At 53.5% G+C, this 26,581-nt stretch carries 26 protein-coding genes; 22 read left to right on the top strand and 4 right to left on the bottom strand.

Annotated features, from left to right (window positions below):
* Nucleotides 1-3: 3 nt before the first annotated feature.
* Nucleotides 4-1,077, bottom strand: a complete 1,074-nt coding sequence (locus WCX72_RS04760; RefSeq protein ID WP_345971137.1) for a hypothetical protein — start codon at nt 1,075-1,077, stop codon at nt 4-6.
* Nucleotides 1,074-1,670 carry a hypothetical protein gene (locus WCX72_RS04755; RefSeq protein ID WP_231020936.1) on the bottom strand — a complete coding sequence of 199 codons (597 nt, stop codon included), beginning with the start codon at nt 1,668-1,670 and terminating at the stop codon, nt 1,074-1,076. The genes WCX72_RS04760 and WCX72_RS04755 overlap by 4 nt, the downstream gene beginning before the upstream one ends.
* 278 nt (nt 1,671-1,948) lie before the next feature.
* On the opposite strand from WCX72_RS04755, the gene WCX72_RS04750 reads away from it, so the two are divergent.
* From WCX72_RS04750 to WCX72_RS04710, 9 genes are all read left to right on the top strand, one after another.
* Entirely contained in the window at nt 1,949-3,340 is a 1,392-nt protein-coding gene (locus WCX72_RS04750; protein ID WP_345971136.1) for a TolC family protein, read from the top strand.
* On the top strand, nt 3,337-4,131 hold the full coding sequence (locus WCX72_RS04745; protein WP_231020934.1) for an efflux RND transporter periplasmic adaptor subunit: 795 nt from the start codon (nt 3,337-3,339) through the stop codon (nt 4,129-4,131). The genes WCX72_RS04750 and WCX72_RS04745 overlap by 4 nt, the downstream gene beginning before the upstream one ends.
* A 9-nt stretch (nt 4,132-4,140) precedes the next feature.
* Nucleotides 4,141-5,739, top strand: coding sequence for an efflux RND transporter permease subunit (locus WCX72_RS04740; RefSeq protein WP_345971135.1), 1,599 nt, complete (start codon nt 4,141-4,143; stop codon nt 5,737-5,739).
* Entirely contained in the window at nt 5,739-7,451 is a 1,713-nt protein-coding gene (locus tag WCX72_RS04735) for an efflux RND transporter permease subunit (protein ID WP_255707561.1), read from the top strand. The genes WCX72_RS04740 and WCX72_RS04735 overlap by 1 nt, the downstream gene beginning before the upstream one ends.
* 181 nt (nt 7,452-7,632) lie before the next feature.
* Nucleotides 7,633-8,055: a DUF1801 domain-containing protein gene (locus tag WCX72_RS04730; RefSeq protein WP_345971134.1), complete on the top strand. Its 423-nt coding sequence runs from the start codon at nt 7,633-7,635 to the stop codon at nt 8,053-8,055.
* The gene (locus WCX72_RS04725; protein ID WP_345971133.1) at nt 8,052-8,462 is read left to right on the top strand and encodes a DUF3995 domain-containing protein; all 411 of its coding nucleotides are present in this window, start codon (nt 8,052-8,054) and stop codon (nt 8,460-8,462) included. The genes WCX72_RS04730 and WCX72_RS04725 overlap by 4 nt, the downstream gene beginning before the upstream one ends.
* Before the next feature lie 327 nt (nt 8,463-8,789).
* A complete protein-coding gene (locus WCX72_RS04720) occupies nt 8,790-14,300 on the top strand; it encodes a hypothetical protein (RefSeq protein WP_345971132.1) in 5,511 nt (1,836 codons plus the stop codon).
* Nucleotides 14,301-14,516: 216 nt separating this feature from the next.
* The gene (locus WCX72_RS04715; protein ID WP_231020928.1) at nt 14,517-15,017 is read left to right on the top strand and encodes a GNAT family N-acetyltransferase; all 501 of its coding nucleotides are present in this window, start codon (nt 14,517-14,519) and stop codon (nt 15,015-15,017) included.
* A 226-nt stretch (nt 15,018-15,243) separates the two neighbouring features.
* Nucleotides 15,244-16,062 (top strand): hypothetical protein, encoded by an 819-nt coding sequence (locus WCX72_RS04710; protein ID WP_345971130.1) that lies wholly within the window; start codon nt 15,244-15,246, stop codon nt 16,060-16,062.
* Here the strand turns inward: WCX72_RS04710 and WCX72_RS04705 are convergent.
* Nucleotides 16,059-17,027 carry an integron integrase gene (locus tag WCX72_RS04705; protein WP_345971128.1) on the bottom strand — a complete coding sequence of 323 codons (969 nt, stop codon included), beginning with the start codon at nt 17,025-17,027 and terminating at the stop codon, nt 16,059-16,061. The genes WCX72_RS04710 and WCX72_RS04705 overlap by 4 nt on opposite strands.
* 212 nt (nt 17,028-17,239) lie before the next feature.
* On the opposite strand from WCX72_RS04705, the gene WCX72_RS04700 reads away from it, so the two are divergent.
* From WCX72_RS04700 to WCX72_RS04640, 13 genes are all read left to right on the top strand, one after another.
* The gene (locus WCX72_RS04700) at nt 17,240-17,560 is read left to right on the top strand and encodes a hypothetical protein (protein ID WP_345971127.1); all 321 of its coding nucleotides are present in this window, start codon (nt 17,240-17,242) and stop codon (nt 17,558-17,560) included.
* A gap of 100 nt (nt 17,561-17,660) precedes the next feature.
* Nucleotides 17,661-18,224, top strand: a complete 564-nt coding sequence (locus WCX72_RS04695; RefSeq protein WP_345971126.1) for an SMI1/KNR4 family protein — start codon at nt 17,661-17,663, stop codon at nt 18,222-18,224.
* 189 nt (nt 18,225-18,413) lie between these two features.
* Nucleotides 18,414-18,686, top strand: coding sequence for a hypothetical protein (locus tag WCX72_RS04690; protein ID WP_345971125.1), 273 nt, complete (start codon nt 18,414-18,416; stop codon nt 18,684-18,686).
* A gap of 82 nt (nt 18,687-18,768) precedes the next feature.
* On the top strand, nt 18,769-19,098 hold the full coding sequence (locus WCX72_RS04685; RefSeq protein ID WP_345971124.1) for a hypothetical protein: 330 nt from the start codon (nt 18,769-18,771) through the stop codon (nt 19,096-19,098).
* Nucleotides 19,099-19,188: 90 nt separating this feature from the next.
* A complete protein-coding gene (locus WCX72_RS04680; RefSeq protein ID WP_231020922.1) occupies nt 19,189-19,548 on the top strand; it encodes a hypothetical protein in 360 nt (119 codons plus the stop codon).
* Between the two features lie 11 nt (nt 19,549-19,559).
* Entirely contained in the window at nt 19,560-20,096 is a 537-nt protein-coding gene (locus tag WCX72_RS04675; protein ID WP_231020921.1) for a hypothetical protein, read from the top strand.
* A gap of 93 nt (nt 20,097-20,189) precedes the next feature.
* The gene (locus WCX72_RS04670; protein WP_231020919.1) at nt 20,190-20,651 is read left to right on the top strand and encodes a hypothetical protein; all 462 of its coding nucleotides are present in this window, start codon (nt 20,190-20,192) and stop codon (nt 20,649-20,651) included.
* 163 nt (nt 20,652-20,814) lie between these two features.
* Nucleotides 20,815-21,288 (top strand): hypothetical protein, encoded by a 474-nt coding sequence (locus WCX72_RS04665; RefSeq protein ID WP_231020917.1) that lies wholly within the window; start codon nt 20,815-20,817, stop codon nt 21,286-21,288.
* A 129-nt stretch (nt 21,289-21,417) separates the two neighbouring features.
* The gene (locus WCX72_RS04660; RefSeq protein ID WP_231020915.1) at nt 21,418-21,678 is read left to right on the top strand and encodes an AbrB/MazE/SpoVT family DNA-binding domain-containing protein; all 261 of its coding nucleotides are present in this window, start codon (nt 21,418-21,420) and stop codon (nt 21,676-21,678) included.
* Nucleotides 21,672-21,998 carry a type II toxin-antitoxin system PemK/MazF family toxin gene (locus WCX72_RS04655; protein WP_231020913.1) on the top strand — a complete coding sequence of 109 codons (327 nt, stop codon included), beginning with the start codon at nt 21,672-21,674 and terminating at the stop codon, nt 21,996-21,998. Before WCX72_RS04660 ends, WCX72_RS04655 begins: the two co-directional genes overlap by 7 nt.
* Nucleotides 21,999-22,188: 190 nt before the next feature.
* Entirely contained in the window at nt 22,189-22,623 is a 435-nt protein-coding gene (gene trxC / locus WCX72_RS04650; RefSeq protein WP_345971121.1) for a thioredoxin TrxC, read from the top strand.
* Nucleotides 22,624-22,718: 95 nt separating this feature from the next.
* The gene (locus tag WCX72_RS04645; RefSeq protein WP_345971120.1) at nt 22,719-23,039 is read left to right on the top strand and encodes a hypothetical protein; all 321 of its coding nucleotides are present in this window, start codon (nt 22,719-22,721) and stop codon (nt 23,037-23,039) included.
* A gap of 150 nt (nt 23,040-23,189) precedes the next feature.
* A complete protein-coding gene (locus WCX72_RS04640; protein ID WP_345971119.1) occupies nt 23,190-25,130 on the top strand; it encodes a thioredoxin domain-containing protein in 1,941 nt (646 codons plus the stop codon).
* 175 nt (nt 25,131-25,305) lie between these two features.
* On the opposite strand, the gene WCX72_RS04635 is transcribed toward WCX72_RS04640, so the two are convergent.
* Nucleotides 25,306-26,454 (bottom strand): hypothetical protein, encoded by a 1,149-nt coding sequence (locus WCX72_RS04635; RefSeq protein WP_345971117.1) that lies wholly within the window; start codon nt 26,452-26,454, stop codon nt 25,306-25,308.
* Between the last annotated feature and the right edge of the window lie 127 nt (nt 26,455-26,581).

Here is a 26,581-nt window from a genome sequence, read left to right as displayed (position 1 = left end):
GCGCTACTCTTCGACGGTAATGATCTTGTCGCGCACGTAGAAGGCTTTCTCCCCGGTAAAGTTGATCCCGTCGTCCAGGGCGATATTGTAGACCTCCGTCTGCGTCATCGCTTTATCCATGACGATCAGGTAGCCCTCTTTCTCGAGCAGGTAGAGCTTCTCTTTGCCCACGATCATCCCGAGAAAATGCGCAAAAGGGAACTTCTGCTTGGCCACCGGCTGCAGTGCCGGGGTGAGGTGGAGCACTTCCCCCTCTTTCGTTGCCGCCCAGATCCCCGAGGCATCGAAGACGACGTCGCGGAGGTCGAGCTTCTCACGCCGCTCTTTGTCACTCAGGCTGAAAAGACGGTTCGGGGTAGCCGCCACCATCGTGTCGCCGATGACTTTGAAATAGAAGACGTTGTCGAAATAGGTTTCTGTGCTGACCACCGTCGAGCGCAGAAGCTCCTTCTCCTCGTAGTTGACGACGACCAGGCGGCCGTCAAGCGTCGGGAAAACGACAAGGTTCCCGAGGAAGTAGGGATTGGCGATGCGGACATCCACTGCCGTCGCCGGCGTTCCCGGCAGCTTGTAGTAGCTCTTGCCCGTGGAGAGGCGGTAGATCCCGATATCGTTGCTGGAAAAGAGTACGGCGAGGTAGTCCCCCTCCACCGCGGCGGCGGCGACCGTCTTTTCCAGTGCCAGCCGTTTCGTTTCATTCGTCTCACTGCGCCGCAGCGTCACGTTCCCGTCTATTCCCGTCGAGAGGAACCATCCGCCGCTCTGGCCGAGGAAACGCTCCCCGTCGGGGATCTTGAAGCCGCTGACGCCGCTTTTTTCGACGACCATGCCTTGGCGTCCCACGGCGCCCTGCGCCCCTTTGGAGACCAGGTAGACCCCGGTGCGCTGACAGGTCGGCCAGGTCGGGATCTGCTCCACCTTCGGACGTTCGCCGACAATGGCTTCTGCCGAATGGTTCGGTGTTTTGCAGACCGGCCAGTCGTTGACGGTCTGCTCCGGCGTATAGTACTCTTTGTTGCTGCAGCCCGAAAAGGCCAGCAGTGCGCCGACGAGGAAGAGAGAAGCCTGCTTGATCATTTCACGCCGTAGTGCGAAAGCGCTTCCGCCAGTGGTGCGAGCGGGGACTGCTCCCCGATCATCTGCAGACGGCGGTGCGCCTCATCCGTTTTGCCCTCCTGCATCAGGAGCACGGCTTCGTCGATCAGGGCCATCTCTTTGTAAACACCGCCCTGGCGGTAGCTGTAGCTGCCCAGCGCTTTGGCGTCTTTGGCGATCGCCGCTGCTTCGTAGCTGCTGACGTCGGCAACTTCGGACGCCGGGGATGACGTCAGCGCCTGGAGGACTTTGACGTCGCCGCTTTTGATCGCCACGGACATTTTCCATGCGTCAAAAAGCTGCGGCGCGTTCGCCTTGAGCGTCTCTTTTGCCGCCGCATTGGTCGGGTCGGACTGCAGGGTCAGGTAGGCGGCATTTGCCGCGTCGCGTTTGGAAGCGTCATAGGCGTCATACGCCGCCGTGCCGACGACGGCGAGGGCCACCGCCGCTACCGCCGCGATCAGCGGTTTCTTGTACTTTTTGACGAACCGTTCGGTCTTGACTGCCTGTTCGAAGAACTGTTCCTCCGTGCTCAGCTCTTCCTTAACCATCGAGATATTCTCTTTGAGACTCACCCGTACTCCTCTGATACACCGCCTACAGGGGCGTTTCCGTAAGATGCTGCAAGTGTAGCTTAAATAGGGTAAAAATGTGGTAACGGGCATGTAAACACCCCTATTCAGTGGAAAGCTTGTGAATATTGTGATAAGATTTTCCTATGCTCTTAATGAAAAAACCGTGCCGGGGCGTGCTGGCGTGTTTACATTGATTAAGATCGTATGGTGTATAATTCATCCTCATAATTTTTATAACTTTTTTGTAACATTCGCAACAACACAAGGAGAGAGCAATCATGAAACTGGCGACCCTGCTCTGCGCAACGGCACTCAGCCTCGGCGCTGCGACGGCCCAAAACGGCGCCCTGGCCCTGGACGAGGCCATCGACCTGCTGAAGGCCCAAAACCTCGAGATCAAAGCGGCAACCTATGACGTGCAGAGTGCGCGTGAACGTGCTTCACAGGCCGGGGGGCAGCACTGGGGCTCTCTGGATTTTATCCAGAACATCTCCCGCTCCGATGATGCGGGCAATGTCTTCGGCTTCAAACTGACCGGCCGCGAAGCGAATTTCGGCGATTTCGGCGCTGCAGAGTTCATGGCCAATTCCGCCGCCTGTCAGGGCGGCGACCTGACGGCCTGCGATGCCCTCTATACCCAGCCGCCGGAAGCGCTGAACTACCCAGGCGACCGCAACTTCTTCCAGAGCAAACTGCAGTACACCCTGCCCCTTTATGTCGGCGGCAAGATCAGCGCTTATGTCGAAGCGGCCGAGGGGATGGAACGCCTCAAACGCCTCGACAGAACAAAACTGCTCAATGAAAAGATCTACGAGACCCGCAAGGCCTACTACGACATGCGCCTGCTTGATGAGGCGCTCTCGAACCTGAAAACGATCTACGACAACATCGGCACCCTCGAAGCGATGACGCAGTCGATGATCCAGGAGGGGTATGCCAAACAGACGGACCTGCTTGAAGTCCAGGCGAAAAAGTCCAACGTGGCGCGCTCCATCCACCAGATGGAAGCGAACGAAAAGCTGCTCTACCACTATCTCAGCTTCCTCCTCGACCAGCCCGTCAGCACCATTGCCCTTCCCGATTCCGACGTCCCGTTACCGCCGCTAGAGACGGCGGACGTCATCGCCGCCAACATCGACGTCCAGCGGGCCAAAACGGGTCTGCAGATCCGCGAAAGCATGCAGGACGTCGCCCTCTCTGACTACCTGCCGATGGTCGGCTTCCAGGCCGATGTCCAGACCGCCGCCGACAGTTTCGAGCATTATGCCGCCGACAAAGGCTCTTACACCGTCGGCGTCCAGCTCAAGTGGAACCTCTTCGCCGGCGGCAGCGACTACGCCGCCTACGAAGAGGCCCGCATCGAGACCCTCAAGACCAAGACGCAGATCGACCTGGCGAAAAAAGGGATCGCGCTGCAGGTCGACAAGATCCATACCGAGATCAAATCGCTTGACTACGAGATCGACGCCCTCTCCAAAGAGCTGGCCCTCGCCAAGGAGATCTACGCCAGCTACGAGGCGCGCTACCGCGAGCAGCTCGCTTCCATGAGCGACGTCGTTATCAAACAGTCCCAGCAGCTTGAGAAGGTCCTTGCCCTGCTGGAAGTCAAAAACAAACGGACCGAACGGGTGTTCGCCCTTGAAAAACTTGCCAACGGAGTCACACAATGAAAAAACTGCTTCTCTCTTTTATGCTAGCCGCGGCCGCGCTCGCCGCCGACGGCCTCACCGTCGCCGGGAGCGTCATCTCGGATAACCAGAAGATGATCACCAGCCGCTACATGGGCTTTGTCACCGAGGTCGGCGCCTCCGAGGGCGAACGCGTCAAAAAGGGGCAGCTGCTCTACCGTATCGACTCCAAAGAGGTCGACAGCGCCAAAGCGCGGGTCGAACTGGGCATCTCCCAGGCCGAACTCGCCCTGCAGATGAACCAGAACCAGCTGAGCAACGTCCGGCTCAACCTGGCCCGCTACAAACGCCTGCTGGAGAAAAACATGGTCAGCCAGTACGAGGTTGAGAACCTTGAACTGGCCGCCAAGAACATGGAAGACATGGTCGACATCAGCAAAAAGCAGGTCGCGCAGGCGAAGGCACAGCTCTCCGAAGTCTACAACCAGTACAACTACCTCCGCATCAAAGCGCCCAACGACGGCGTCATCATCGCCAAGAACATCAAAGTCGGCGAGATGGCGATGCCGGGGATGCCCGCTTTCGTCCTGGCGGACCTCAGCGACCTCAAGATCGCCATCGAGGTCGCTGAGAGCGACCTTTCCAAAGTCCCCTACGGTACCAAGGTCGCCGTCGAGGTTCCCTCTGTCGGGCTGCTGACGACGGGCACCGTCAGCGCCATCATCCCGAGTTCCAACCCGATGACGCACACCTTCCGCGTCAAGGTCGCCTTCAAAACGAGCTCAAAGGCCCCGATCTACCCGGGCATGTACGCCACGGTCACGATCCCGTAAGGAGCGCAGATGCACGCACACAAACCCTATACGCCCAAGGATTACGCGGGTAAGCTTGCACGCTACTTCATCAACAGCCCACTGACGATGATCCTGGGGATCACGCTGCTTGCCATCGGCTACCTCTCGCTGATGATCATGCCCCGCGAAGAGAACCCCCAGATGGTCGTCAGCGGTTCGACCGTCATCATCGCCCTGCCCGGCGCCACGGCCAAAGAGGTCGAAAACGTCATCGTCCGTCCGCTGGAGCGCAAGATGAAAGAGGTGCTCGGCATCGAGCACATCATGGGGATGGCCATGGACAACGTCGGCATCGTCAACGCCGCTTTCTACATCGGCGAGGAGAAAGAGGATTCGAATCTGAAGGTCTACGACAAGATCATGCAGAACGCCGACATCTTCCCCGAAAACGCGATGCAGCCGGTCATCAAACCCCTCGACATCGACGTCGACATCCCCATCGTCTCCGTGGCCTTCTACGCCAAGGATCCCTCCAAGATGGACGACACCCGGCTCTACGATGCGGTCAAGAACCTCCAGCACGCCATCAACGGCCTGCCCAACGTCGCCGTCACGGCGCTCAAAGGGGGGCATAAGCACCAGTACAACATCCTCGTCGACCTGAACAAACTCTCCGGCTACAACCTCTCGCTGGGGCAGATCACCCAGGCGGTCCAGGCCCTCGCCTACAACGTGCCGGCCGTCAAGAACCGTACCACTGAGGGTGAGATCGTCATCATGGGCATCAAGAACGCCATCGAAAGCGTCCGGGATGTCGAGGACATCATCGTCGCCCAGTACATGGGGGCGCCCATTCACCTCCGTGACGTCGCCAAGGTCGAAGACGGCTACGACATCCAGAACTTCCATTCCGCCGCTATCAGCGCCCGCGACGGCGACACCTTCACCCCCGCGCAGGAGCAGGTCACCCTGACAATCTCCAAACTCAAAGGCACCAATGCCGTTGTCATCGCCGACGAGGTCAAAGAGGCCCTTGAAAACTTCAAGCCTATGCTCGAAAAGGCGGGCATCAAATACTCCATCACCCGCAACGACGGCGAGCGCGCCAATGAAGCGGTCAACGAGCTGGTCTTCCACCTCATCATCTCCATCGTCATCATCGCGATTCTGCTCGTCTTTGTCCTGGGCTGGCGCGAATCGCTCATCGTCACCTTTACCGTCCCGGCCATCCTGGCGATCACCCTCTTTATCGCCTATATCACCGGGCAGACGATCAACCGGATCACCCTCTTTGCCTTCCTGCTCTCACTGGGGCTCCTCGTTGATGCGGCGATCATCGTCATCGAGAACATCCACCGGCACTTCCACTCGGTGGAGTCGGCGGACATGCCCAAAGACGACCTGCTCGTCGAAGCGACCGACGAGATCGGGCCCCCGACGAACATCGCCACCTTCGCCATCATCCTCACCATGGTCCCGATGGCCTTTGTCGGCGGCATGATGGGCCAGTTTATGAAACCTATTCCGGCCAACGTTCCGGTGGCGCTGATCGCGTCGCTCTTCGTCGCCTATATCTTTACCCCCTACTTCGCCAAGCGGATGATGCACCGTCCCGACCATGCGAAACATGAAGGAGGCCATAAATGATCTTCCAGAAGTTCGAAAGCTTCATTACCGCGCTACTGCAGAGCAGAGCCCAGAAGAAGATAATCCTGATCGCGACACTCGTTGCCTTCATCCTCTCCGTGCTGATGATCGCCCCGACCGAGATCGTCAAGGCGAAGATGCTTCCGGGCAAGAACAACGACACCTTCAGTATCTACGTCGACCTGCCCAACGGCTCCTCCATCCGCCAGACCGACGCCGTCAGCCAGTGCGTCACCTCTTATATCCAGAAGGAGCAGGAGGTGCTCGACACAGAGACCTTCCTCGGCATGGGCTCGCCCCTCGACTTCGCGGGCCTCATCAAGGGAAGCCACTTCAAAAATTCGGAGAACGTCTCCGAGATCGTCGTCAACCTGACCAAGAAGCATGACCGCGGCGAGCCCTCCTACATGATGGTCCAGCGCATCCGTCCGGTGATCCAGGAGGCGTGCCAGCCCATCGTAGAAGGCACGAACATCAAGTTCGTCGAACCGCCGGCGGGACCGCCGACCCTGGCCGCCATCGTTGCCGAGATCTACGGACGCGACGCCGCGGGTATCCGCGAGCTCGCCGGCAAAGTCGCCGCCATCTTCCACCAGACGGCGGGTCTCGTCGACATCGACGTCATGGCCGACGAGCTCTACGACCGTTTCGACCTCAAGGTCAACAGCACGAAGATCACCCGTTCGGGCCTCTCCATCAAGCAGGTCAACGACATCATCTACCTCGCGTTCGAGGGGATGGACATCGCCGTCAAGAACAGCGAAACGATCAACGAACAGATCCCGATCTTCCTGACCCTGAGCCCGGAATCGAAGGTCTTCAGCCGCAAGGACAAACGCGCCCTCGAACAGAAGCTTTCCGGGCTGCGCCTGATGAATAGCAACGGCCTGCTCGTGCCGCTGACCGAGGTCGTCGACATCATCCCGACCCGCGCCAACCCGATGATCATGAGCAAGGACCTGCACCAGATGGTCAACGTCGTGGCCGAAACGGACATGGTCTCCCAGGTCTACCCGCTGATGGACGCGCGCCATATGATCCTCGACACCCTCTCCGAGCAGTACGATATCGAGAAGAGCGGCCTCTTCGACCTCTCCCTCACCGACAAAAATACGGGGAGCCATTACGAGCTTCACTGGGACGGCGAGATGGAAGTCACCCTCGACACCTTCCGGGACCTGGGCGGGGCCTTCATCGCCGCGCTCGTGCTCATATTCTTGCTGATGGTCGTCTACTACAAGAGCTTTACGCTCAGCGGCATTGTCCTTCTGGGAAGCTTCCTCTCCATCATCGGGGTCATCGTGGGTCACTTCATTATGGACCTCTTCAGCGCCGACACCTTCTTCCTGACGGCGACGTCGCTGATCGGCTTCATCGCCCTGATCGGGATCAGCTCGCGCAACTCGCTGCTGCTCATCGACTTCACCAAGTCGCTGATGAGTGAAAAAGGGATGCATAAAACCGAAGCGCTCGCCTATGCCGCCGCCACCCGCGCCAAGCCGATCTTCCTGACGGCGACGGCGATCATCCTCGCCTCGACGCTGCTCGCCAGCGATGCCGTTTTCGGCGGCTTGGGCGTCGCACTCATTTTCGGCACCATCGCCGCCGTCGTCGCGTCGTTGATGGTCGTACCGGTGCTGCTGCACAACGCCGACCTCGAGCGCCACTTCGGGTTCAAAGAGCGCAAAGCCGTCTCCGTCTACGAGCCGTAAGCCTCAATATCGCACCCGCCGCCCAAAAGCCCCCGGGCTTTTGATGCCACGCCTTTCCACGTCTGCTTTTTCTCATCGCTCTTGGCCGGTTTGAACTATTTGATTATGATGGAACCATCAGAACAGGTGTTGGCACCCCTCAGTGCCAACAGCACTTTACCCAGACGTTTGGAGGTGCCCTATGGCACGAAAGGCAAATAGCAGATCCACCGAGATCGTCCCCGGAGGCGTTGACGCATACATCGAAAAATACCCGCAGGAGGTACGCGATCGTTTGCATGAGATCCGCGGCATTATAGAGGCCGCCGCGCCGGATGCCACGGAAACCGTCAGTTACTTTGAAATGCCCGGTTATCTTTATGAGGGGTATGACTATCATGGCATGTTCGCCTGGTTCAGCTACAAGCGTCCCCATGTCCGCTTGCATGTACGGCCTCCGGTGCTTGAAGAGCATCAAGAGGAGCTTGAAAATTACGCGACGACCAAATCCATCATCAGTTTCCCGGCAGACAAAGCCATACCGAAGGCGCTGGTCGAAAAGCTGGTGAAGGCCAGCATCCGGGTTATGAAGCAGAAACCCAACGCGCCGAAAAACCCAAAATGACGCTTATCGTCCTTGCCGCCATCACGCTTCTGATCGTAACGGCTCTGTTCCATATCTACTGGGTCTTTGGCGGGGAAGCAGGCCTGAACAGGGCGCTGCCGACGAAGGACGGCAAACGCCTTCTCAACCCCGGCCGCCTTCTCACCTTTGCCGTCGCGCTTTTGTTGTTCGGGTGTGCCTTTGTGGCCTACGCGCTTTACGTCGATGCCTCCCCCGCAAAACCGCTCCTCACTGCATGCTGGGTACTCTCAATACTGTTCATTCTGCGGGCTGTCGGCGACTTCAATGCCGTTGGATTTTTTAAAAAAATCAACGACACGGATTTTGCGGCGTACGACACACAATACTTTTCTCCTCTCTGTCTCTCTCTGGGCATGCTCTTTGCCCTGCTCTCCTCCCGCGCATAACCCACTCCGCGCCCGAAAGAGAAACGACCCGCCACCTCTCCCGAACGACGCGGAACGGTCCGCATTCCGTCGGCGTTGCCATCCCCTGAGAAAACGAAAAAAATCTATTTTAAGTTAAATAATTGTTATTTAAGTTTTTTACTGTTAACTTGATCGTGTCTGCTTTTTTGTACCGTTTTGATAGATGCCTGCCGGCGATGCACTGTTTTTTTGACGCGCTATTGGGATGTCGACAAAAAAGAATTTTTCTGAAACGCGGAAGCAACCGTCAACCCCTATCTGAACCAGCGTCAGATTCCCCCGACTGTTCACTCTAAAGGATACGGCATGAGCAGAGTAAGTATCAACGGCATCTTGAAACCGACAGATGACACCGACGTCACAGACCAATACCTTGGACACTTTCTGAAGGTAAGCTATATTCAGGAGATCGGCGGCCATTCGACCTACAGCAAAGACCGTGTCGATGTCCAGCCCAACGGCGCTTTCCGTTTCTTCCTGCCCCAACAGGAGCTGCTGGCCAGCCAATCCGTCACCGTAGAAGTCTACGCGCCCGACGGCGAACTGCTCGGCTCGCAGATCTACAGTTACGGCAGCCTCAACGCGTCCAATACGGACGCAAGCGCCGAAGATGACACGCAGCCGATGGAAATCGGTGTCGACCCCAAGGTCATCACCTTCGGCGACTCCAATCCTATCACGGACGACTCCCGGCTCGTTTCGGGCATGCTGGTGGACATTTCCGGCGAGCGCAGCGCTGCGGGTCTCTCCGTCGTCCTCATGGTGACGACGGACCCTGACGCCGACCCGGGGAGCGAAGGCTTCCATCCGCTCTTTTCGGTCCGGACCAACAAGGACGGGAGTTTCTTCGCCCGTGTCGGCAGCGAGGACTATGCCCAGGCGTACGGCATCGTCGCCGGCCTGGAGGAGACACCCATCCCCGTTACCCTCTCGACGCAGGAGAACAAGCAGATCATCCCCAAGAACATCCTGCTCGTCGCCGACCTCTCTTTACTTCCCGAAGGCGTCGGAGACACCGGAAGCACTCCGACGCTTCCGGAGACGGCCGAAATGATCGGCAACCCCTCCTTCTCCCAGGACCTTGGAGGCAAATGCGTCGACTTTACGATCCCGAACCGCACCCTCGAGGAGTACAGTTTCTACCATACCGTCCGGACGACCGAGCCCGAGATCAGAGGGCTGACGATCACCGCCAAAGAGAGCAAAAAGCTCAAAACGGAGCTGCTCGACATTTCGGAGACACTTTTCGGCGTCTTCAGCCGCATGAACAGTTCCATGAAGACGCTCTCCCTGAACGCCTATACGGTCGACGACGAGAAGACGGCGCAGGCGATGACGACGGAGCAGCCCGCCGCCGTGGCGGAACCGGTCATGATGCGCTCGTTCAGCAGCGGCACGGCCCAGTTTGCCACCGAACCCGTCTACCGCCTGAAGATGGAAACCGCCGTCGGGCAGTTGAAATTCAGTTCCGCGAACCTGACCTCATACAAACTGGATTTCAGCGCCCTGCTGAAAATCCTCGCCGAACAGGCACGCCGCAAAACGGCGCTGCAGGAGCTTCACCGCGAACTCGCAGCCGCGTACTGCGGCAAAAAAGGGGCCCGGGAAGCGGAGACATACTGCGAATCCCTCGCCTCCGAAGACGCGCTGAACCGCGCCACGGTCTCCTCCCTGCTGGGGCACATCAAAACCTACGCCGACGCGGAAAACAGCACCCTGTTCGCCGGGAACGCCCTCCCCAACCAGATACACGACTACATCAAAGATTTCCAGGCGCTGGTCAAACACCCCTTCGTTGACGCGGGTCTGATCACCGTCATGCAAAAACGCGCCGAAAAACTGATCGGGAGCATCGATACCCAGACCAAAGAGTCCCAGGACCAGGAGGAGCTGCTCGGCTACTTCAGGCGCCTCGTCTCCGAGCTGGCCGAAGTGGACCAGAAGGGGTTCTACACCTTCGAACCCTGCCCCACCCGCGAAACCGATACGATGGGGATCCTCTGCATTATGCAGCAGTTCGAGCAGATCAAGGAGACCCTCCGCAACAAGACGGTCTTCACCCTGGGCGAAATTCTCTCGATCCGCGACAATTACGATACCTACGTGACCAGCATCTCCGCCTTCCTCAGCCTGCTGGAACGTTTCCACACCTTCTATACGACGGGCTCCAACCTCCTGATCTCCCTGGAGGATGACTATTTTGTCGAACACTACCACAGCACCAGGAGCGCCCTCTCTACCCTCAAGCGGCAGATCTACGCGGCCATCACCCGGATCGAGGCGCTGGAGGCGGCCTACATCCTGAACCATCCCGGCCGCAGGGAGCTGACCGTGGAGACGAGTATCGACTGGGACGAAACGCCGACGGTGTACGAGAACACGACGATCGCCCACGGGCATATCCTCCATTTCAAGCAGAAGTGGAAAGCGGACGGCTACTCCCTCGGCGACCTGCTCTACAGCCTGCCGCTGGCCCCCTGCCAGGAGAAACAGATCGCCATCATCGACTGGGACCGGGAAGAGCGTGCATCACGCACGGAGGCGCAGACGGTCGCCGAGTCGCTCACGGCGGACCTCTCCCGCGACAGGGACATCAGTGAAATCATCAATTCGAGTTTCCAGGAGAATATCAGCGCCAGCTCCACCAACAAGACCAGCAGCACGAGCGCGGGCATAGGCGGCGGGATCGTCGGGGGAATCGGCGGCCTCTTCGGCGGGGTCTCCCACTCCGGCGCCTCGTCGCGCTCAACGGCCAACCAGGATTCGGCCAGGAACCTCTCCGGCAGCACGCTGAACCGCCTGCAGGACAACATCTCCCAGTCGGCCTCGTCGCTCCGCAGCCAGCGCAGCACGGTCGTCCAGACCGTCGGCCAGAACGAGACGATGACCGTACAGACGGAGGTCGTCAAAAACAACAACCACTGCCACGCCATGACCGTGGAGTATTTCGAAGTGCTGAAGCACTACGCCATCGAACAGGAGCTTGCGGATGTGCAGGAGTGCCTCTTCGTTCCCCTGCCGATGTCGGACTTCGACCATGCGAAGATCCTGCGCTGGAAAGACACGCTCCGAAGGGCGGTCTACGGTACGCAGCTGCGCCGCGGATTTGATGCTATTGAACGCATGGCGAACAACTACGCCGACTCGGACCTGCCGGAGGGGAGCTATGCCGACGAGACCATTCAGAACTTTTCGGGCCACTTCTCCATCTCTTTCGAACTGAAACGCCCCTATATCAGCCAGATCGAGGAGCAGACGAAAACCATTACGGAGACCGTTGAGCTCAAGGAGTGGTTCTTCTGGTATCCCTACGTCCTGAAGTTCACCTACGACAAAGAGGTCCCGCTGACCGAAGCGGAAAAAGACGCCATTTTCGAAGCGGACTACGCGCCGGAGATCGTCCGCAAGTTCATCGATACCATCGACATCTACGGGATCGACGAGAGCGGCAGTGAAGTGCGCCTGGACCTGGACTACACCCTGATGTCGAACTACCGCAAAGGGATCGCGCTGCAGGTGAACATCGCCAGCAAGGAGATCCCGACCGTGACGCGCCGCCAGATCCAGCACCTCCGTTTCCGGGCCAATACGACCGTGCACGCCTCGTCAAAGATCATCCTGCGCACGGCCTATCTGCACTACCGTACGAACCATATGAGCAGCTACATTGTCCGAAACGGCCGCGTCAACAACGACATCATCAACATCGTCAAGGTCAGCGGCGTCTGGTTCGACCCCACGATTGAAGTGGTGACCGATGCCGCGCTGCTCTATACACCGCTGACGGACAAGGAACTGAGAGACCCGCGCAAAGAGGACCGCAAAGCCGCCGCGGCGCTGGTCAGCCACCTAAACGAACATCTGGAACTGTCGCACAAGGTCATCTGGACGAGCCTGGATGCCAGCCGCCTCTTCGGCCTGCTCGACGGCTACATCGCTCCCAACTCCGGCAACAAGAGCGTTGCCAGCGTCGTCGAGAACAAGGTGATGGGCGTCGTCGGGAACAACCTCGTGCTCAAGGTCGTCCCGGGCGAAAGGCTCGACCCCGTCTTCAGGAATGTCGAGGACCTGATCGGCCATTACAAGACCGCGACGAAACCCGACCCGTTCCGCATCAGCGTTCCGACCAAAGGCGTCTACGCCGAATCCGTCATGGGCAAATGCAACAGCTGCGAACCGATCGACGACACGCGGCACTGGCGCTTCAAGGACGAGCCGTGCGGAACGACGCCGACGCCGATCGCCCCTGTCTCCACCGACAGCCGCCAGTCGGACGTGGGAAGCCTGCAGGTCAAGGATCTCCCGTCGAGCATCATCAATATGCAGACCGCGCCGAACGCCCCGGACCCGACCGGACTGGGCGCCGCCTTCGAACTGCTGGGCAAGAGCGACGCCTTCAAAGACATGACCGGTCTCGCCGGCACCCAGGCCAACGCCATCAAAGCCCTCGAGACCACCTCGAAAAGCGTTACCGACCTGGCGGGTATGGCGGCGGATCTGAAGAAGCAGACGGCAATGAAAAAAGATATCGGCAAAACCCTGCAGACCATCGACGACGCCAAGAAGAAAAACCAGATCTCCGATATGCAGGCGAACGGCCTCTCCTACAGCGCGCTCAGCTCCATGGTCGGTGAACCGACGAAGAAAGAGGCGCAGGGCACGACTGTGGACGAGGTCAAGGACCTGGCGAAGAGCGCCGGGGACAATAAAGCTTCCGTCAAGGTCAACCGTCCGTCGGGCGAGCAGATCGAGGTCGATGCCCGTCCCCAGGACGCGGCGGCCGAATTGGAATTTTCGACAAAGACGGCGATCATTTTGCCGACCCCGCAGAGCAGCCCCGATTCAAGGGCGTTCTTCCCCTCCAGGGATGATAAAAGCGGCGTCATTGAAGTCGCGGCACAGATCAACAACGCCCCTTCGGGCGGCTCGCACCGCTGGACGCGCCCCGATGTCGATGCAATGGACATCGACGCGCAGAACAGCCTGCGGACCATCGTTCGCGGCAAGAAGCCGGGGCTGCAGGAGCTCGATTTTACCGTCCGCGACAGCGCGGGGAGCGCCGTGGCCAGCCAGAAACTGACGCTCTGCATTCCCCAGTTTGTCACCATCGACGAAGATGCCATTGCGTCGCCGACGCCCTTTGACGACTTCCTCGCGCAGTTCAAACTGGACGCCAAGAAGAACGAAGTACTACAGGAAGCGAAAGAGGTGTGCGACCATCTGCTCAGAACGTCGAATGTCCGCACAATCTGGCGCGTCGGCCCGTTCAGCGAGACGGTGCCCGCCCATCTTCCCGCGAACCATGTGACGACGCTGAAGATTCACAACGAACCGCCGGCAATCTATGCCGGGACACCGGGGGTCACCCATACACCGGCAGGCGCTGCCGTTCTCAACGAGACCATTGACATCTACCCGGGAGCACTGGACGACTCGAACTCGCACGAGATCAGCATCGAAGTCCAGGCGCTGCTCATCCAGATCCAGAACCAAACCATGACGGCGGACCTGGAAAGCTTTGCCACCACGTTGCTGGGCCGCCTGCTCGGGAGCATCATGTCGCACGAAATCATTCACAGCCTCTTGGCCTTTGATATCCCCAGCGGCCACAATGCGCCGAAAATCCCGGGCGATATCATGAACCAGGGCACCGATTTGACATTCACAGAATTGACCGGATTCGAAGACACCGCACACACGAGTCCGCTCGATCCGATCGACTTCATCGACCACGGCATCGTCTCCCTCGCCGGCCTGCTGGCCACCAACCAGGGGCGCATGGATGCGCGCTTCCCCGTGCCGCCGGCATTCACCTGACCCGGGGTGTGCTGACAGCACACCTCATTAATTCACCCATTCCCGAATGCATCTTCCTTCCCACGTACACTCCCAGCAGACTGGCCGGGAGAACGGGCTTCCGGGCTATTGAACCGTGGAAAAAAGCACTCGTCCGCACCGGCGGGAGCCCCGTGTGCACAGTGTATTTGAACCGCCGGCAGAGTAGAATACCTGCAGATGAACCAAAGGGGTGCTATGGCTATCGAACTGCGCCGGGCGACGGAAGAGGACCTGCCCTTCCTCACGGAAGCACTCCACAAGACCTTTCTTTATCTGATGGCACAGGGAGAAGACCCCTACTGCAAGGGGTTCGGTGCGCTGACCGTCGAGGAGATGGAGACGTACCTGCTGGAGTACCTCGACGAACGCAAAGCGCGGACCTTCATCCTGCAAAACGCGCAGGAGGAGATCGGCTGCATCATGGGCAAAATCGCCCCGTCGCACCTGAGCGCTTCCGGGCTGGGACTCGTCGGCTGGATCGGGCTTTGTTACGTCGACGCGCGTTTTCGACGGGCGAACCACTGCGTGCAGATGTACGAAAAGATTCAGGCATGGTTCGGCTCCATGGCCATCGACATCGTCGAACTGAGCTATATGGCGTCGAACCTCGCCGCGCAGTCGACCTGGGACAAGCTGGGCTTCGAGCCTTTCCGCGTCATCGCCTACAAAAAGATCAATCCAACCGAAGAGGCCTAGGCCGCTCAAACAATTTCCCGGCCCTCGGCCGCCCAAGGAGTCCGCCATTCTTCCATACGACGAGACCCATTACGCCCGACAGCTCGACGCGACGGCGGCGCAGCTCGACACCCTGCCGCTCTACCGTCTTGACAGCGAGACCGCCGCGCTGAAAAGCGCCTTCGATCTTGTTTACGATGCGGGCGTCTTTGCCTTTCACCGCTACGATTCCGACCTGCATGAGACGATGAAGTTCCGGCTCTTCACGACCCTCGCCCCCCGCTCGGGCAGCCTCGCTTTCCTGACCATCCAGATCCTCGCGGCAAACAAGATCATGCACGCAAACCGTTTTGCGCTGATGGAGCCCTACCTGGCCAGACGCTGCGGGATCGCCATCAACCACCTGCGCGCCCCCGTCACGGTGGTATCGGCCACGCATCAAAACGGCACCTACCGCCTCAGCGGCCGGCTGACATGGGCCAGCGGCTACGGCATCTTTGACACCCTTGTCATCGGCTTTCACTGCGAAGGCCGAGAGTTTCAGGCAGTAGTGCCGTTCGAACCCATAGAAGGCTTCGTTGTAGGCGAAGTGACCGAAACCTTCGTCGGCAATGCCATGCGCACCGTCGATGTTATCCTCGACAATTATGAAGTGCTCGAGGAACACATCATCGCCTCGCACCCCCTCGGCACCTACACGAAGAACAAATCCGTCTCCAAAACGATCCACTACGCCCTCTACGGCATCGGCCTCGGCGCCGTGGATGCCCTGGAGGATGCGGAAGTCCGACGCGCCGCCGAAGCGAAACTGGAAGCACTGAAAACCGCCTTCCTCGCTACAAAAGATGGCGAAGAACTGGACAGGCTCCGCGTGGAGCTCTTCGAACTCGTCCTGCTTGTAGTCACCACCGGTATGATCCTCAAAGGCGGCAGTTCCGTCCTCTCAACTGAACGGCTGCAGCGCTACTACCGCGAACTCGTCATGTTCAATGCCAACGGGCTTAACAGTGCACTTAAAACCCTGCACAAACAGGCCTTCCTCTCGGCATTCACACAGAGTCATTAAAAGTCCAGCGGACTCTTGATGCTCTCTTTGTTCAGCTCCTTTACGACATGGGTATAGATCATTGTCGTCTCGACGCTTTTGTGTCCGAGCAGCTCCTGGATGGAACGGATGTCCGTACCGTTTTGCAGCAGATGCGTCGCATAGCTGTGGCGAAAAGTATGCGCGCTGACCCGTTTGCGGAATCCGCATCTTTCTGCCGCTTCTTTTATCTGCCGTCCGACAGTCCCCTCAAGCATATGATGGCGCCGCAACTCACCTGATCTCGGATCGCGGGAGAGGCTTTTCATGGGAAAGAGGTACTGCCACGGCAAAGTCCCGGCGGCGCCGGGATACTTTCTGGCGAGGGCATGGGGCATATGGACGCGCCCCAGACCGTTTCGCCAGTCTTCTTCATGCAGGATTGCCACACTGTCACATTGTGCCTGCAATTCGATTTTCAGGCTTTTCGGCAAGGGGACGACTCTGTCCTTTTGACTCTTCCCGTCATAGATATAGACCTTCTCCAGCGCGAAATCAAGGTCTTTGATGCGAAGCCGCAGAACCTCATTCATCCGCATTCCGCATCCGTAAAGCATTTTGACGATCAACCGGTACGGTTCCTCCAGCTTATGAATAATCTCTTTTGTTTCTCCCTTATCGAGCACCACGGGAATACGTTTTTTCTGCTTCGCACGAAGCGCCTGGATGTTTTGATCTTTCAACGATATCCCCAGTACTTGCTCATAAAGAAAAAGCAGCGCGTTGAACGCCTGGTTCTGCGTCGCGGGAGCAACGTCGCACTCTGCCGCCAAATGCGTCAAAAAGGTTTCGATCTCATGCTTTCCCATCTCTTTTGGATGGCGAAGCTTATGATAGAAAATATAGCGCTTGATCCAGCCGATATATGAACGTTCTGTCTTGAGACTGTAATGACGGATACGTATCTTCTCTCTTACAATGTCCAGCAGTTTTTTCTCTTGTGCCATACAACACCTCCGATAATATCCTGCATTTTTGATGGATAACGCCGATATCCAGTTAATATCCATCATGGCATCAAAAATTGTCATATATTTGGTCATATTCTTAGAATTTTATTGCATTTTGACAAATTTTTTCCGTTTTTTAATATTAGTTTTAATAGATGTTCAGATGATAGTCTGCTAAAATGTGTGCTAATAAATAGTTAGGAGACAGATTGAACTACATTGTCATAAGTCTGATTGCATATTTACTTTTGTTCAACACAGTCAGCACTTTTAGACTTGCGAAAACAGAAATGTACGACTCATCCCAAAAAGTATTTCAATCACTTGTCATTTGGCTCCTTCCTTTAATTGGAGCAGCCATCATTTCACACTTTTTGAATGATGAGCCACTAGTTTTGTCAGAAAAAGCATCAAAATATGTGCTGCTCATCAAGCTATTACTTTTGCCTTTGATGATCAAAGTCAAATCAAATCTTGATGATGAAATAGGAAATAGCAATGAAGGCTATCAAGCCGATTTCATGCCTTAAAGCGGTGGAGACAGAGTCTCCTAACAAACCAAAGGAGACCAATCAAAAACCCGCGAGCGGCTTTTTGATTGCTCATTTTAAACGTTAGGTTGCAGAAAAGATGTATAAAGAACGAATAGATGCCGTGTGGGAAAAAGTCAGAAATTACCACAAGGACAATAATCCTACTATTTACGAGGAAATGATCTCTACTCCGCCTGCAATTGATGATGATTTTCAAAGAATAGAATTACTACTAAACGTCACATTACCAGATGAGTTTAAATACAGTTATCAAGTACAAAACATCAATAAAGAAAGCCAAATTTTCGGTGGGAATGTCTACACAATATCGTTAGAAGAGATTTATGAATTTAATAAATCACGAAAGGATCTTTGGACACAGCAAACTCCGGCTCATGATGTTTCAGATGACGTACTGCCACCAAAATTTGCTTGGGAGAAAAAATGGCTTTGTTGCGCGGACATCTTTGCTGCTGTCTACTTTATGATTGATTTGCGACAAGAAGTTCAGGAACAAAGTAGTCCACTATTAGCTTTTGATGTGGAGTTTGACCAAATCTGGAAGGCCTATTCTTCGTATACGGAATTTCTGGAAGATGCGACACAACAACTCTTAGAACATGGTCAGTATGATAATTATCCGATAGGAAAAGATCAATGAAAACCGATTCGATAAAACCTAACAAATCACAGGAGACCAATCAAAAAACCGCAGGCGGCTTTTTGATTGCTCATTTCAAACGTTAGATGACAAAGGAATACCATTTTATTTACAAAAATTAATTCAAAAAAAGAAGCAGTTAAAATTATAAAATCAAATGTATTTTGGTACTACATGTATGGAATATTAATGCTTTCGTTATTTGTGATTTGGCGAGACCAAGAAGCAAGTTATATATATTTAGTGATAGGAAGTGTCTATATAATTGGTGGACATTTGCTAAAAAGGTATATGAGTAAGGCATCTGCAATATTTTTAACAATAATAACAGTTTTATTAACTGTCATTATGTATGATAAAGACATCATCAATATTTTTATAAATATAACAGTAATTATGGCTTGTATAGAAGCTTTAAGAGCAACTTTTAAATTTCACAAAAAAGTTAATGTACAAGCTTAGATTACACATCTAACAAGTACTAGGAGCGCAATAGTTTACCGCAAGCGGAAACTATTGCTCAAGACAAACGTTAGGAGAACAAATGGAGTACTTGTGGATTCTACCTGTAGCCTTATTTATACTTCTTGATTTAGCTGCACTTTATGCAGTGATCGAAGAAGAGATGCTTTATACATTTCAGCAAAAATTCTACAAAGTACTCTTCGTTCTGCTTGTCCCATTCATAGGCGCAATAATCGAACTCTATTTGCTTAGCAGATATGCAAAATTTAGAGGTAATGGTTACTACCCTGACGATGAAGTAAAATGGTATGCATTCTGGAATTATTTTTCAACCGATAGTTCATCATCTGGAAGCCATGGGTTTGATGGTGGGAGTGGTGATTCCGGTGGTGGCGGTGGTGGAGACTAAATCTCCTAACAAAACAGAGGAGACCAATCAAAAACCCGCGGGCGGCTTTTTGATTGCTCATTTTAAACGTTATCTTAAAAAGGAGTATGAATGCTTGAATGGGGAATAGGTATTGTGGTTGTACTAACTGCACTTTATTTTTTGGCCAAAAAATTCGAAAGCCTGAAAAATGTGCCAACAGAAAAATTGTATGAAACACTGGAAGATGAGAATCAATACAGGTTTTGGTTCAAATCAATCGAGGAACTTGTGCGCAGAGGTGAAGATATGACATATCTGAAAAACAAGCTCCTGGATGGTTTGGAATCTACCATTCTTAGAGATAGAGTTTTTGCTTCAGAGTCCTACAAAGCAATTTTTCCAAATGTATTACAGTCTATTGGATATAAACCGAACAAAGAGCCGGATGAAGATATGCGTGTCAAACTTGCAGCCCTAAGAACGAAATAGGAAATCGAATTATGAAATATGTCGGAATTATTTTATTAGTCCTGGTTGGATACTTTATTTGGCACTTCGTCATTCAAAACAAGCCCATTGTCATAGCAACATCAAATTCAGGCAAAAAGGTTTCCGGAACTCTAAAGTTACCAATACAAGCCAATCAATTGACTATTCAAATTCAAAACAATGAACATGACACTGTTATTACAGGCATCAAAGTATCCAGAGATGTGCATGACAGTTTGGGATTATCTGCTCCTAATGGCTTTCATCAAGAAGCAATGGCATTTGAAGATAGCGATGACGCTGAAACAAAAGAATACGTAAAAAAATTCAATGCAGAGACTGTTCGGTATGTTGGCAACTATAAAATCGGACCAAACCAAAAGGCAGAGCTGATCTTCCCAATAACCAATCTGGATGATTTACACGGGGAAATAGACTTTACATATGAACATAAACTTGGGTTTGGCGGTTCGATTTCCTTCTTTTCTGTACAGCTAAATCCTGAAAGAAAATCATCTGATGAAGACAATCTCACAAGTAATGGATAATCGTCATAAGATAACAAATCAGAGGAGACCAATCAAAAACCCGCGGGCGGCTTTTTGATTGCTCATTTCAAACGTTATGCAAAAAGAGAAAATATGAGTAATTACATTAGACTTGAAAGAATTCCTTACGAAGAACCGCATCATATTCAGCTTGTATGGGATGTGTCGAATGGAAATATTTCTTCATGTTTTGAGTATTACGATAATGCAGACTCTTTGATAAAGATTGCAGAACATTTAGAGCATTTCCCCAGACATGGCAGTGATGTGTTTTTGTATGAGATAGGCTCCGAAAAACCTGAAGATCGTTTTTCTTATTATTTTAGATTTAGAGTTTTTACAACTGATTCGAGTGGCAGCACTGCAATTCAAATCAGATTTTGCAATAATCGTGAATTGCCATATAAAGAAATCGTAGAGTTCTGTATTCAAACGGAGGCCGCTGCTATTAACAGGCTGGGGAAGTTATTCCATGAATTTGGAAAGCTTGAAAAAGAATACATGGCTTGGTCGGATACCGAGTCATTCATTGGTGACAAATATACGTATGCATAACAAGTCACAGGAGACCAATCAAAAACCCGCGGTCGGTTTTTTGATTGCTCATTTTAAACGTTAGTGTAATAAAGGAATTAGAATCGAAAGTTCATATAAATCGATCAGAAATGGGGTAATTGCATCGACCATTGCTGGCATTATTATTTTAGTCATTCCAAAGTTGCGTGAGTACGCAATTAGTTTTTTCTCTTGGATATGGTCTGGTATTTTATGGTGCTGGAATGCACTCAACGCAACTTATGCACTGCCTGGCTGGATATGGTTACTCATTTTTATTTTTGCATTTATCGGCCTAATAAATATTTTTCTAGCATTTAAAGGTGAAGCTACTATTCCAGAATATAAATCATATACTGAAGACAGTATATACGGACTTGTCTGGCGATGGGACTGGGTAGGAAATCAAATATCTAATCTTTGGTGCTATTGTCCTAATTGTGATGCTACTCTTGTTTACAATGAACCGACTCGTCGCCGTTCATTATTTGAAACTAATCAGACTAACTTTATTTGTGAAAATTGCGGGCATAAAATTGTAGGTACGATTCAGGGTGGAAATAAAAATTATGCAATTGGAGCGGTTGAACGTGAAATCGATAGAAGAATTAGAAACAATGAATTTCAAAAGCACTAACAAACCAAAGGAGACCAATCAAAAACCCGCGGGCGGCTTTTTGATTGCTCATTTTAAACGTTATCACTCATCTCCAATTGACGCCATTGTGTAATTACAATATAATTACGAAAATAGAAGGAGTTCGATATGGCATCTTTAATTAAAATCGGAAATTCGCAAGGTATCAGACTTCCAAAAGCGATCATCAAGCAAGCGCATCTGGAAAACGTAAATCTGGAGTTTGAAGTTCTGGAAAGCGGCTTATTGATCAAACCGGTTAACAATACCGGGAGAGAGACATGGGACGAAAACATCAAAACCGTTCTGGCGGCCAATAAAGGCAAAACAGACGAAGCGTTCCTGGAAGATCTTCTCGATGACAGCGATCTGGATGACTACGAATGGTAGCCGATATTAAAAGATTCGAGATATACCTGGTCAAATTGAATCCCACGGTCGGATCTGAAATCCAAAAAACACGCCCCTGCATCGTCATTTCTCCCAACGAGCTGAATGTCCTCAAAACCGTTATCGTCGCTCCCATGACCAGCAAAGGATTCGATTTTATCTTCAGGCCGAAGATAAAATTTGAGAACAAAAACGGGCTGGTGCTGCTGGATCAGATCAGAACCGTCGACAAAACAAGATTGATAAAAAAAATCGGCGACGTCGACGAAAAAGTGTCAAAGAACATATCAAATGTGTTGGTGAAAATGTTTGAATACTAAGTGATAACAAATCAGAGGAGACCAATCAAAAACCCGCAAGCGGCATTTTGATTGGTCATTTTCAACGTTATTTATCTCTTGTGTTCAAAGACAAAGCCTTGGCGGTCTACGATGTACTGTTTCATCTTTCATAGTTTGAAACTTGCATGGGAGAAGCAGAAAGAGATCGAGACACAGAAGGCATAGCGTCATGGATACACAAAAAATGGTCTGTCCCCATTGCGGTGAGATCAACACCATTCCCGTACAGGAGCATTACAGCGAAGCCGACTGCACGCACTGCAAGGCTTCGCTGCTGGAGACGAAACCGGTCGGCGTGGATGAAGCGGCATTTATCAAACATATCTGGAACAGCGACATCGTGGTAATAGTCGATTTCTGGGCGCCCTGGTGCGGTCCCTGCCGCACGATGGCCCCGGCATTCGAAGAGGCGGCCGCAGCCCTGCCGATGAAGGCCCGTTTCCTCAAAGTCGATACCGATGTGCAAAATTTACTTGCATCACGTTATAACATCCGCTCCGTCCCGACGCTCATTCTCTTTAAAAACGGGTATGAGATCAACCGCAGGAGCAGGGCGATGAGCGTGGAAGAGATCCACAAGTGGACCGGGAAGTACATCGTCTAATATCATGCCGTCAGGCTTGTCCCTATTTTTGCCCTTTTTCTAACGCATAGACTGACTTTTGCACACCTCCTGTTATGTAAGCCAGGAGGATGCTGATGCAATTGGATAGACTGGAACGATATTTCAATGACTACACCTACATCAAAAAAGGCCATTATCCGGTCACTGACATGGTTGTCTACTGGTACATGGGTGAAGCGTGGACAGTGGCAAATAAAGAACACCAAATTGCTGTCAGCGAAGGACTTCTGCGGTCAATCGAAGCAAAAGGCTTCGAATTAAAACAAGAAGATGTTGCACGTCTTTTTGAGCTCTACGATCTTCGGGGCAAAGCAGCGCGCGGTGAGCTCCCGGACGAAGCAGTGCTCCAGGCGGTCTTTACCGAGATCATCGAAAAACATCATCTATCGCACTAATTAAGGGGGCGTTTAATACCCCATTCGAGACCAAAAGAGCGAATCTTGCACATCGAACATAAGTAAAGGACTATCGCTAACTACGCAATACGCGCGGCGTAAACATAGATTCGTTTGTTAAAGTCCTTTCCCAAAACAGATCGGAAGCCCATGCCCAACAGACTTGAACTCGAAGACTCCCCCTATCTGCAGCAACACAAAGACAACCCCATAGACTGGTATCCCTGGTGCGACGAAGCGTTCGAACGCGCCCGTACGGAAGCACGCCCTATTTTCATCTCTATAGGCTACAGCACCTGCCACTGGTGCCACGCCATGGAGCACGACGTGTTCAGCAATGAAAAGATCGCCGCGATCCTGAACGAACACTATATCTGCATCAAAGTTGATCGTGAAGAGCGCCCGGATATCGACAAATATTACCAGGAGGTCCACCACCTGCTGAACCGCAAACCGAGCGGATGGCCCACTTCCGTCTTCTGCACCCCGGACAACCGGCCCATTTTCGCGGGGACCTATATCACGCCGAATTCCCGCGGAGAGAAGATCGGTTTCACGGAGCTCTCTAAGCTGATTGCGACCAAAGTGGCGCAAAAAGATAAAAGCCTGTTCAAAAGCGCTGACGAGATCCAGGCCTATCTGGACAAACCTGCCTCGCAAGCCATTGAGGTGAAACAGCTCAATGCTACCCTGATACAGCGCTTCGTCAAACAGGCGCTGCGCATTTTCGAGCCAAACAGCGGCGGCTTTTCGAATGATCTGAAATTCCCGCAAATCTACACCCTCAACGCGCTGCTGGACATCTCCCTGCTGCAAAACAATCCCGATGCCGAGCAGATGCTCACAAAGACCCTCTCGGCGATGCACCGGGGCGGCATGTACGACCTCATCGACGGCGGCTTCTGCCGCTACAGTACCGATGTAGATTGGCTCATACCCCGTTTTGAGAAGATGACCTTCGACAACGGGCTGCACTGCGAGCTCTACGCCCGTGCCGGACGTATGTTGAATGACGCGAGCTATTCCCTAATAGCCATAGAGATCGCCGACTTTATGACCGGGAAAATGCAGGAAGACGGCCTCTTCTACTCCGCCATCGATGCCGACACCGAAGGCGCACAGGGCATCTACTACACTTTTGAGTATGACACGGCCAAAACCGCACTGCTCGAACACGGTTTCAGCGCAGACGATACGGAAACGATCCTCGCCACATTGCATGTGACGCCGGAGGGCAATTTCATGAGCCGCAACATCGTCTGGCTCGAGTCGCCCGGTGACCGCCCGGAGTGGTTCGACGCCGTACGGGAAGTGTTCCTCTCCCTGAGACAGGCGCGCGAGTACCCCTTTATCGACAAAAAGGTGCAGACCTCGTGGAGCGCGATGATGATCCGCGGCCTCTTCGAGCTGGGGAAATCCGACTCCAGCTACACGCAAAAGGCCGTCGATGCGCTGGAGGCGCTTATGGATTTCGTGATGCCCCAGGGAGCGCTCTTTCACTCGGGTCTCATTCATAGCACCCCGAAGGTCGGCGCCTTTTTGGAAGATTACGCCTACCTCGGCACCGCGTTTATCAAAGCGTATGAAGCGACGTATGACAACGTCTGGCTCATGCAGGCGCAGCGGATGGCCGACTTCGCGCTGGAAGAGTTCTATGAGAACGGGCGCTGGTATTTGAGTCGCGGGGCGTTCACGACGGAGGCGGACCCGGCAGACGCGCTCTACCCCGGTTCCATCGGGGTGATTGTCGATCTGCTGCTGAGCCTCGGCATGCTCCAGGATGACAGCTACCGGCAGTTCGCCTTCACAACCCTGCAGTTCTACTCCGCCAACCTGGTGAAAGCACCCATCAGCTACCCCCACCTCTTCAACCAGGCGATCCGCTACCGCTTCGAAGACCTGCTCGTCAAAGCCAATGCCGACAAACTGGCTATGGCCGCGCCCTCCCTGGCGGAGGTCACCTACCCCTACGTTCGCGTCAAAGCCACCCATAACAAAAACTACATGCTCTGCGGCACACAGAGCTGTTTCGCACAGTTGAAAACGCCGGTAGAGATCGCCGACACCATCCGGGAAAAATTTTCAAACTGACCTGCGTACGGAAATGTCTAGGGATATTCCGGACGTTCCAACTTTTGGATGAAACGTGGCATGAGCAGGTGGATGAACCGCTCTATTCAAATAAATAACGGCCTCAACGCCGCGCTTAGAACCCTGCATCAACAGGCGTTCCTTTCATCACGGTTCCTGATAGAATGTATGCCCGTTACGGCCGCGACCACTCCGCAGGTTGCAGCCTATCGAGGCACAGATTTTCCGCCCTGGAAGATTTCAAAATGACGCCGGCCTTCTTCACCGCCCCGTCGGGGTCTGTCAGCCGGTAAAGGACCTGCACTTCACCGACGGCAAGCAACTTGTCACTCGCATACCAACGGGACTCTTTAACCTGGAGCGTCTGGACCGACGTTTTCAGAAAAAGAAGATCCTTCTCCTTGATCGACGATGCGATCATCTGCCCCTCAACCTGATTCCAGAACTCCTCGCTCTTATTCAGGGTCTCCAGCAGTGCTTTGGCATGCTGAATGTCTGTCTCTATCATAGCCAGAACGGCGCCATCGCCCTCCGACGTCTTTTTAGCGCGTTCCAGGTTTATCATGGCAGCGCCGAGTTCGCGGCTCATAGTGGTTCTTTTGTCCAAAAGTGCTTCTGCCTCCTTTTGGGTTCCGCCGCCCACGGCTGCCGGATGGGTCACAAATCTGCTTTTCGCTTTTGAATCCAGCAGATTTTTCAGGATCGTTTCCGCCTCCGCTTCATCATTGAACACCGTGATGGAGCGGTCAACGCGAAAGAGTTTGGAAACGCTCTCGATGACCTCCGGGACGACGCCAAGCAACGATATCGCAGCGGCCATTCCCTGCATTTTCATGGATTCCCCCGGCGAGGGCTGCGTCGCTTGCGCATTGAAGCTTTGCAGCGCCGCAATCGATTCGTCGATCATACGGAGCGTGTACGCTGACATATATGCCTTTTTCAGTTCCGCCTCCGAGACCAGAACGGCTCCTTCAGGGCAGAGATCAACCAGCGTATCGGCAATCTCGTCCATCAACGCCAGCATCGGGCGCTTGCTCCGAAGCAGCGCCGTGTTATCCTTCCCATCCGAGACCGTCACCGTCCCCTTGTTCCCCTCGGGCAGCTTCCACTCGCTCAGTGCCGCTTTGATCTTTTGAAGTTGCGCAGAATCCATCTCCGCCTCGGCATCCGCCAATGCTTTTTGCGCTTGTACCAATGCCGATTTTTTCGTTAAAAGCTTGGTCTCGTCCTCCAACTGCTTGATCTGCTCTTCCTGTGTTAATTCCGATGCCATTGCTATTCCTCCTGTCAGTAAAAAGATCGCCACAATAAGTCCTCTCATCATCTGATCCACCTCCTTTTTACTTTATGTTTCTAAGCATCATATATTGTATATTACCGTTTATTCGATTTGCTTAAATTCCATATTTCAATGCCGTGGCCGTTTGCAACGATCGGGAGAGTCCTCACGT

This window comes from Thiomicrolovo immobilis (assembly GCF_039645955.1).
Classification (GTDB): Bacteria; Campylobacterota; Campylobacteria; order Campylobacterales; family Sulfurimonadaceae; genus Thiomicrolovo; species Thiomicrolovo diazotrophicus.
The sequence above is the reverse complement of the archived record's forward strand: the minus strand, read 5'-3'. Positions and strand labels throughout refer to the sequence as shown.

Bases quoted from the DNA above. Each gene is read 5' to 3' on its own strand.
- WCX72_RS04760 (WP_345971137.1), bottom strand. From the start codon at position 1,077: ATGATCAAGCAGGCTTCTCTCTTCCTCGTCGGCGCACTGCTGGCCTTT.
- WCX72_RS04750 (WP_345971136.1), top strand. From the start codon at position 1,949: ATGAAACTGGCGACCCTGCTCTGCGCAACGGCACTCAGCCTCGGCGCT.
- WCX72_RS04745 (WP_231020934.1), top strand. From the start codon at position 3,337: ATGAAAAAACTGCTTCTCTCTTTTATGCTAGCCGCGGCCGCGCTCGCC.
- WCX72_RS04740 (WP_345971135.1), top strand. From the start codon at position 4,141: ATGCACGCACACAAACCCTATACGCCCAAGGATTACGCGGGTAAGCTT.
- WCX72_RS04730 (WP_345971134.1), top strand. From the start codon at position 7,633: ATGGCACGAAAGGCAAATAGCAGATCCACCGAGATCGTCCCCGGAGGC.
- WCX72_RS04725 (WP_345971133.1), top strand. From the start codon at position 8,052: ATGACGCTTATCGTCCTTGCCGCCATCACGCTTCTGATCGTAACGGCT.
- WCX72_RS04720 (WP_345971132.1), top strand. From the start codon at position 8,790: ATGAGCAGAGTAAGTATCAACGGCATCTTGAAACCGACAGATGACACC.
- WCX72_RS04715 (WP_231020928.1), top strand. From the start codon at position 14,517: ATGGCTATCGAACTGCGCCGGGCGACGGAAGAGGACCTGCCCTTCCTC.
- WCX72_RS04710 (WP_345971130.1), top strand. From the start codon at position 15,244: ATGAAGTTCCGGCTCTTCACGACCCTCGCCCCCCGCTCGGGCAGCCTC.
- WCX72_RS04705 (WP_345971128.1), bottom strand. From the start codon at position 17,027: ATGGCACAAGAGAAAAAACTGCTGGACATTGTAAGAGAGAAGATACGT.
- WCX72_RS04695 (WP_345971126.1), top strand. From the start codon at position 17,661: ATGTATAAAGAACGAATAGATGCCGTGTGGGAAAAAGTCAGAAATTAC.
- WCX72_RS04690 (WP_345971125.1), top strand. From the start codon at position 18,414: ATGCTTTCGTTATTTGTGATTTGGCGAGACCAAGAAGCAAGTTATATA.
- WCX72_RS04685 (WP_345971124.1), top strand. From the start codon at position 18,769: ATGGAGTACTTGTGGATTCTACCTGTAGCCTTATTTATACTTCTTGAT.
- WCX72_RS04680 (WP_231020922.1), top strand. From the start codon at position 19,189: ATGCTTGAATGGGGAATAGGTATTGTGGTTGTACTAACTGCACTTTAT.
- WCX72_RS04675 (WP_231020921.1), top strand. From the start codon at position 19,560: ATGAAATATGTCGGAATTATTTTATTAGTCCTGGTTGGATACTTTATT.
- WCX72_RS04670 (WP_231020919.1), top strand. From the start codon at position 20,190: ATGAGTAATTACATTAGACTTGAAAGAATTCCTTACGAAGAACCGCAT.
- WCX72_RS04660 (WP_231020915.1), top strand. From the start codon at position 21,418: ATGGCATCTTTAATTAAAATCGGAAATTCGCAAGGTATCAGACTTCCA.
- WCX72_RS04655 (WP_231020913.1), top strand. From the start codon at position 21,672: ATGGTAGCCGATATTAAAAGATTCGAGATATACCTGGTCAAATTGAAT.
- trxC (WP_345971121.1), top strand. From the start codon at position 22,189: ATGGATACACAAAAAATGGTCTGTCCCCATTGCGGTGAGATCAACACC.
- WCX72_RS04645 (WP_345971120.1), top strand. From the start codon at position 22,719: ATGCAATTGGATAGACTGGAACGATATTTCAATGACTACACCTACATC.
- WCX72_RS04640 (WP_345971119.1), top strand. From the start codon at position 23,190: ATGCCCAACAGACTTGAACTCGAAGACTCCCCCTATCTGCAGCAACAC.
- WCX72_RS04635 (WP_345971117.1), bottom strand. From the start codon at position 26,454: ATGATGAGAGGACTTATTGTGGCGATCTTTTTACTGACAGGAGGAATA.